This window comes from Flavobacterium sp. UBA4854, assembly GCF_002399805.1.
Taxonomy (GTDB): Bacteria; Bacteroidota; Bacteroidia; order Flavobacteriales; family Flavobacteriaceae; genus Flavobacterium; species Flavobacterium ginsengisoli.
In genome coordinates this window covers 89,067-95,885 of sequence record NZ_DHEI01000083.1, presented here as the reverse complement: position 1 = coordinate 95,885, position 6,819 = coordinate 89,067, and the positions used below count along the sequence as shown (strand labels likewise).

Here is a 6,819-nt window from a genome sequence, read left to right as displayed (position 1 = left end):
CAAAGTACAATTGGTTTAATTGTTTGTATTTTAATCATTCAGTTAGTGGCTGTTGTTGGAGCTATATTAACTTCTAGAGCTTCAGAAAAATTCGGAAACGTTCCAACCTTAATATTTATTAACGGAATTTGGGCAGTATTTTGTGCGCTTGCCTATTTTATTACTTTGCCAACTCATTTTTATGTCATGGCTACTATCGCCGGATTTGTAATGGGAGGAATTCAAGCATTATCTCGTTCAACCTATTCGAAATTATTGCCAGATACAGAAGATACAGCATCGTTTTTTAGTTTCTATGATGTTGCAGAAAAAATAGGAATCGTGATAGGAATGTGTGTTTACGGAATTATCGATCAAATTACAGGAAGTCCGCGCGCTGCAATTGTAATTTTGGCAATTTTCTTCATTACATCAATATTTCTGCTAAGAAGAGTACATAAAAAAGACGTTTCAAACTAATTGAAACGTCTTTTTATAAAACCAATATCACGAATTGCAAGGATTATTTTGATTGATGATTTTTTTTGTAATTCGTGATATTTTTTTGAATAGTTAGCTTTTTGAAATAGTTCCTGATCCAGAAACTTTAGTATCTTTTTTTTCAGGATTACCAACATATCTAATATTTCCAGAACCAGAAACTCTAGCTGTTAAGCTTTCGTCGCAAGCAACTTTACTGTTTCCAGATCCTGAAACATTTGCCTCAACAACCTTCGATTTTAAATCAGCAGCATTAATATCTCCAGAACCAGAAAGTTTAGCTGAGAAATTAGTAGCAGTTCCTTTTAAACGTACATTTCCTGATCCGCTTACGTTCAGTTCTAAATTATTCGTATCAACCGGTAAAGTAAAATTTCCAGAGCCAGATAATTTGATTGAAAATTTATCATTTTTGATCACATCTTTTGATTGAATATCGCCAGATCCTGCCAAGCTTAATTCAGAGATTTTTTCAAATGGAACGGTAACTTGAATTTTACCTGAACTTGTACGTATTTGAGTACCTTTCTCCACATAAATTTTTAATGAATTATCTTCAACTTCGACTTTAATAACAGCTAATAAATTTTCTTCTCCTTTGATAGTGATTTTTCCCTCTTTTCCAGACACTAAATCCACATCAAAAGAACCTGCTATTTTAATACCATCGTAACCTCCAGTAGATCTTGTTTCAGTAACTACCTTTCCGTTACCTTGTATTTTGTTTTGTGCATTAACTGTGCTATTTGTAAAAAAAATAGCTAGCGCTAATAATAAAATTGATTTTTTCATTGTTTTGATTTTTAGATGATTAATTTTTTGTTAGCGAAATATTTCCGTAGTTCGAATTTATATTGATTTTATTCTGGCCTTTTTTCTTGTAGAAACCTGCAATTCTTTTATTGTTGCTTTTAATCTCAGTAACAGAAACTTCTAATGAATTATCATGTTTAATGTTTGAATATCTTGCAGAAATATCAAAGTCAAAAGCATAATTAGGAACATAACCAATTGTAATGTCTGTATATCCTGAGTTTATTGTGATATTTCCAGCTTTTTCTGTTACTGTTCCGATACTGATTTTACTGTAATTGGTATCGTAGCTAAAGTTGCTTGAAATTTCTCCAATAATAAAAGTCAAATAGTTTCCTGAACCACTCAAAGAATTGATTTTTTGAAATTTAAAAGTTCCATAGCTACAATCAGCTTTAATATTCTGACCATCATTTAGATTAACATCTGTGTAGTTTGCACTTAGATTCAAATTACCAGAATCATTAATCTTAAGATTAGAATATCGAGCATCAATATTTCCTGTTTTAATGTAATCTATGCTTGAATTTTGGCAATATTGAATAGAGATTTGATTGTTTGATCCGTTTAATTTACCTAAAGCAACTTTTCCGTACTTGCAGTCAATATCTGTAGAAGATTCTGCATTTGGAACCGAAACATTACCGTATTTATTGACCAATTTCATAGATCCATTTTTTGGAATTTTAATCACATAATTGATCTCAAAACTATTATTGCTTCCTTTGCTTTTAACATTAGAGCTCCCAAGTTTTGTCACAGCAGAAACCAATCCCTTAAGAGCAGTAATATCAACGTCTATACTATTTAAACGCTCATTTACCCAATTTTCATTTGGTCCATTTACTTTTATAGTAATGTCCAGATCAATTTTGTCTTCGTCCCAAGTTGTAACCGTTATGCTTCCGTATTTGTTGTCAACATCTATTCCTGCATTTGAATTGACGATATAAGTTTTTTTGATGTTTTTTTGTTTAGTGATATAAGCGTCATCGTTTGAAAACCCTAACAGAGGAATCAAAAGAAACAAGATTAGTAAGTTATAGTGTTTTTTCATTAGAGTTGTTTTTTAGTTTTTCGTTGTCTTCAATTCTTTTCAGAACGGTTTGCAAAAAAGAAATACGCGTTTGAAGATTGCTAATCATGGCATATATAATTTGTTTATTCTCACCATTTTTTTGCAGTTCATTTATGATTTTTTGATAATCAGCGTCAAAAGTTTTCATCTGAATCATCGCATCATTAATAATCTGCTGATTTTCTGGCGAATTTTTCTCTTTCAGTTTAACCAGTTCGTTGTCAATTAGAATATTGAAAATAGAATCGGTGCGTTTAGTTTCTTTAGAAGCAAATTTGAATTCTTTTGGTTTTTCATTTTTATAAAAAAGCGATATTCCAAGCATCAATACGATCGAAGCGGCAATAGCAGTTGCGAACCAATATCTTTTCCTAGGCTCTTTTTTATTTAATTTTTGTAGAAAATCGACCTGATGATCAGAATTTAATTCCTGAATATCCCATTGGTTTTCAAATCTGTTGAATAATTCGTCTAAATTGTCTTTTTCATTTTTCATAATTCCAATTCATTTTATATCTCTTCCAATTTTTTTCTCAAACTGTCTTTGGCTCTGCTCAAGGTTGTTCTGCAATTTGCATATGTAATGTTTAAAATTTCGCAGATTTCTTCCTGATCATAACCTTCAATGTAAAAAAGCGTCAATACCATTCTGTAATTATCTTTCAGCTGTAAAATGGTATCTAAAACCTGTTTTACTTTTAGTGAGTTCAAGTCAATGTTTTCAGAAATAATTCCACCATTTTCTTCAATTTTATATAGCTGCTTACTTAAATCTTCTACCTGAAAAGAGTTGTTTTTCTTGTAAAAATCGATGCTATAATTGATGATTATTTTTTTTAACCATGCGCCAAAAGCCACTTCTTGTTTATAGTCATTGATTTTTGTAAAAGCTTTTAAGAAACCTTCCTGCATGACGTCTTGTGCAAAATGTTCGTCTTTTACAATACGAAAAGCCACATTATACATCGCTTTACAATAGCGATTGTATATTTCAAATTGCGCTTTTTGATTGTTGTCTTTACAAAGCGCAATTAGTTCTTCGATATTTTGGTTGTTTATATTCAAGTAGTGGCTTTTGGTTTTTAGTAATGACTGTGCTTTTTTTGGTTTGTTACACTTTTATAAAATTAATTTTATTTTTTTTGAAATGAGTTGATAATTTTGATAATAATAGAGAGTAGGATTTTTATTTCATTTTATAAAATCTATATTTGCAGATAAAACGAATAGCTATGAAAAAAAAATATTTTTTGTTTCTTTTAATTTCCACAATCGGCTTTTTAAGCTCTTGTAATCAAGATTTTGATAGTGGGCTGGATTTTTCGAATTCTGAAAACAATGGAAATGAAAGTGCAGGCGAAAAAGCCATTTTTAGTGCCAAAATTGGAGACGAAGAATTTGTTGCAAATACTACAACTGCTGTTGTAACTGAGGACTATGTATTAATAGCCGGGACTAGATCATCAAAAGGAGATTTAATTCAAATAATTTTGCCTAGCAATAAAGTAGGAACATATACATGGGCAGAAAACCAAGAAAATGCAGAAAAATTTGTTTTAGCTTATGTTCAAGGAGTAGATGGGCATGCATTTGTTAGTGCCTCAAATGAAGATGCGGCATTTTTAGGCGTACAGAATTATACAGATACAGCAATCATTAAAATCACTGGAGTAAATAAAACTAAAAAAACAATTTCTGGCACATTTCAGTTTACAGGATTTAGTGATACAGAAGATGGTTCAACTGCGATAAAAGTTATTACAAAAGGTAATTTTGAAAATATACCTTATACAGACGATATTCCTGCTGAAGATTCTGATGATGTTTTGAAAGCAAAAATAGACGGAGTTGATTATATAAACGATAAAGTTGATGTAAGTAGTGTAATTGCAAGCGGCAGTAATCCGTATTATAGTATAGTAGGTAAAAACAACAATGATAATTCTAGCGTCGGTTTAATGATTAATAAATCATATTCTGTAGGAACCTATGAAGCTTCAAGCAATTTATCAGTTGAAGAAGGCGAGCTTGTAAATGTTATTGGCGCTTCTTACAGAACAAATGACCTTTTGTATAATTCTAAATCAGGATCACTTACAATAACCTCAAAAACAGCAGAAAAAATGGAAGGGACTTTTAATTTTGTCGTTCATAATTTCACTACAGATGATGAAAAGACTATTACAGGTTCTTTTAGTATAGATATAAAGATTTAGAGCAAAGAGACTATCTACAAATTTAATCCGCCTTGTGCGGATTTTTTTTGGTAATGCAATTTGATTTTATTAGTTTGGCTAATTAAATAGATATCATATCTTCCATTCTTGGCATAGTGATTGTCTGTTTTAATAATATATCTTGCAAATTAAGTGTATAGTCTGTTTTTATTAGAAAAAAATGAATTTTAAACGTTACTTGCAAGTTGTATTAAACTTTTAATGACAAAACGACTTATATATTATTATGTCAAACCATAAAATACTTACTATTGACAATCTGTCACTTCAAGAATTTGACTCAGAGGCAGAATTAATTCCATTGTTGACTCCAGAAGACGAAGAGGAAATGAATAATGAAGAACTTCCTGTTTCGCTTCCAATTTTACCTTTACGTAATACTGTTTTATTTCCAGGAGTTGTTATTCCAATTTCAGCAGGAAGAGATAAGTCAATTAAACTGATTAATGATGCTAATGCAGGTGGAAAAATCATCGGTGTTGTATCTCAAATTAACGAAGAAGACGAAGATCCATCAAAAGATGATATTCATAAAGTAGGAACTGTTGCACGTATTTTACGTGTTTTAAAAATGCCTGACGGAAACGTAACAGTTATCCTTCAAGGAAAAAAACGTTTTGAAATTGACGAAGTGGTTTCTGAAGAACCATACATGACAGCAACTATTAAAGAAGTTACTGAGGAGCGTCCAGACGAAAATGATTCTGAATTTACTGCAATTTTAGATTCTGTAAAAGAATTAGCAATACAAATCATTAAGGAAAGTCCAAATATTCCTTCTGAAGCTACATTTGCAATAAAAAATATTGAAAGCCAGTCATTTTTGATCAATTTCGTATCTTCAAATATGAATTTATCAGTAAAAGAAAAACAAGGCCTTTTATCGATAAATGGATTAAAAGAACGTGCTTTAGAGACTTTGCGTTACATGAATGTTGAGCTTCAAAAATTAGAATTGAAGAACGATATTCAATCAAAAGTTCGTTTTGATTTAGACCAGCAACAACGAGAATATTTCCTTCACCAGCAAATGAAAACCATTCAAGAAGAATTGGGAGGTGTTTCTCAGGAAGAGGAAATGGATGAAATGGGGCAGAAGGCTAAAACAAAAAAATGGGACGAAAAAACGCAGAAACATTTCGAAAAAGAATTGTCTAAAATGCGTCGTATGAATCCGCAGTCTCCTGATTTTGGAATTCAAAGAAATTATTTGGAATTGTTTTTAGAATTGCCTTGGGGTGAATATTCTAAAGATAAATTCGATTTAAAACATGCTCAGAAAATTTTAGATAAAGATCATTTTGGACTTGATGAAGTTAAGAAAAGAATGATCGAGCATTTGGCTGTTTTAAAATTGCGAAATGACATGAAATCGCCAATTATATGTTTAACAGGGCCTCCAGGAGTTGGTAAAACTTCTATTGGGCGTTCTGTGGCGGAAGCTTTAGGACGTGAATATGTTCGTATTTCTTTAGGAGGTTTACGTGATGAAGCGGAGATTCGCGGACACAGAAAAACCTATATTGGAGCAATGCCTGGACGTATTATTCAGAGTTTAAAAAAGGCAGGAACATCAAATCCTGTATTTATTTTAGATGAGATTGATAAGCTATCAAATGGCAATAGCGGCGATCCATCTTCGGCTTTATTAGAAGTTTTAGATCCAGAGCAAAACAGTGCTTTTTATGATAATTTCCTTGAAATGGGATACGATTTATCTAAAGTTATGTTCATTGCGACTTCAAATAATATGGCAGCAATTCAACCTGCTTTACGTGACAGAATGGAAGTAATAAAAATGTCAGGCTATACGATTGAAGAAAAGGTTGAAATTGCCAAAAGACATTTATTTCCAAAACAATTAGAAGCTCACGGTTTAACAGCAAAAGATTTGACTATTGGCAAAAAGCAATTAGAAAAAATCATAGAAGGTTATACAAGAGAATCTGGCGTTCGTAACTTAGAAACTAAAATCGCTCAAGTAATCAGAAATGCAGCAAAATCGGTTGCAATGGAAGAGGAGTACAACAAAAAAGTTACTGATGAAGATATCATAGCAATTTTAGGAGTGCCAAGACTTGAGCGTGATAAATACGAAAACAATGATGTTGCTGGTGTTGTAACAGGTTTAGCTTGGACAAGTGTTGGAGGAGATATTCTGTTTATTGAATCTTTAATTTCTGAAGGAAAAGGTTCATTGACCATTACGGG

7 protein-coding genes are annotated in these 6,819 nt (G+C 31.6%); 3 read left to right on the top strand and 4 right to left on the bottom strand.

The annotated features are described in order from the left end of the window. Window positions 1–459, top strand: a 459-nt coding sequence (locus tag B3J44_RS11895; protein ID WP_286968630.1) for an MFS transporter, incomplete at its 5' end; no start/stop codon positions are given. Between the two features lie 93 nt (window positions 460–552). Here the strand turns inward: B3J44_RS11895 and B3J44_RS11890 are convergent. The 4 genes from B3J44_RS11890 to B3J44_RS11875 are packed head-to-tail and all read right to left on the bottom strand — an operon-like array spanning window position 553 to window position 3,436. Next, window positions 553–1,272, bottom strand: a complete 720-nt coding sequence (locus B3J44_RS11890) for a head GIN domain-containing protein (RefSeq protein ID WP_286968629.1) — start codon at window positions 1,270–1,272, stop codon at window positions 553–555. A 19-nt stretch (window positions 1,273–1,291) separates the two neighbouring features. Beyond that, a complete protein-coding gene (locus tag B3J44_RS11885; RefSeq protein ID WP_286968628.1) occupies window positions 1,292–2,350 on the bottom strand; it encodes a hypothetical protein in 1,059 nt (352 codons plus the stop codon). Next, window positions 2,334–2,867 carry an anti-sigma factor gene (locus B3J44_RS11880; protein ID WP_286968627.1) on the bottom strand — a complete coding sequence of 178 codons (534 nt, stop codon included), beginning with the start codon at window positions 2,865–2,867 and terminating at the stop codon, window positions 2,334–2,336. The genes B3J44_RS11885 and B3J44_RS11880 overlap by 17 nt, the downstream gene beginning before the upstream one ends. A 14-nt stretch (window positions 2,868–2,881) precedes the next feature. After that, window positions 2,882–3,436 (bottom strand): RNA polymerase sigma factor, encoded by a 555-nt coding sequence (locus tag B3J44_RS11875; protein WP_286968626.1) that lies wholly within the window; start codon window positions 3,434–3,436, stop codon window positions 2,882–2,884. Window positions 3,437–3,603: 167 nt separating this feature from the next. Between B3J44_RS11875 and B3J44_RS11870 the strand changes: the two genes are divergently transcribed. Beyond that, window positions 3,604–4,587: a DUF6252 family protein gene (locus B3J44_RS11870; RefSeq protein ID WP_286968625.1), complete on the top strand. Its 984-nt coding sequence runs from the start codon at window positions 3,604–3,606 to the stop codon at window positions 4,585–4,587. Between the two features lie 247 nt (window positions 4,588–4,834). Continuing rightward, the coding region (lon, locus tag B3J44_RS11865) for an endopeptidase La (RefSeq protein WP_286968624.1) at window positions 4,835–6,819 on the top strand (1,985 nt) is incomplete at its 3' end.

Excerpts from the sequence above, each read along its gene's own strand:
- B3J44_RS11890 (WP_286968629.1), bottom strand. The coding sequence starts at position 1,272 with ATGAAAAAATCAATTTTATTATTAGCGCTAGCTATTTTTTTTACAAAT.
- B3J44_RS11885 (WP_286968628.1), bottom strand. The coding sequence starts at position 2,350 with ATGAAAAAACACTATAACTTACTAATCTTGTTTCTTTTGATTCCTCTG.
- B3J44_RS11880 (WP_286968627.1), bottom strand. The coding sequence starts at position 2,867 with ATGAAAAATGAAAAAGACAATTTAGACGAATTATTCAACAGATTTGAA.
- B3J44_RS11870 (WP_286968625.1), top strand. The coding sequence starts at position 3,604 with ATGAAAAAAAAATATTTTTTGTTTCTTTTAATTTCCACAATCGGCTTT.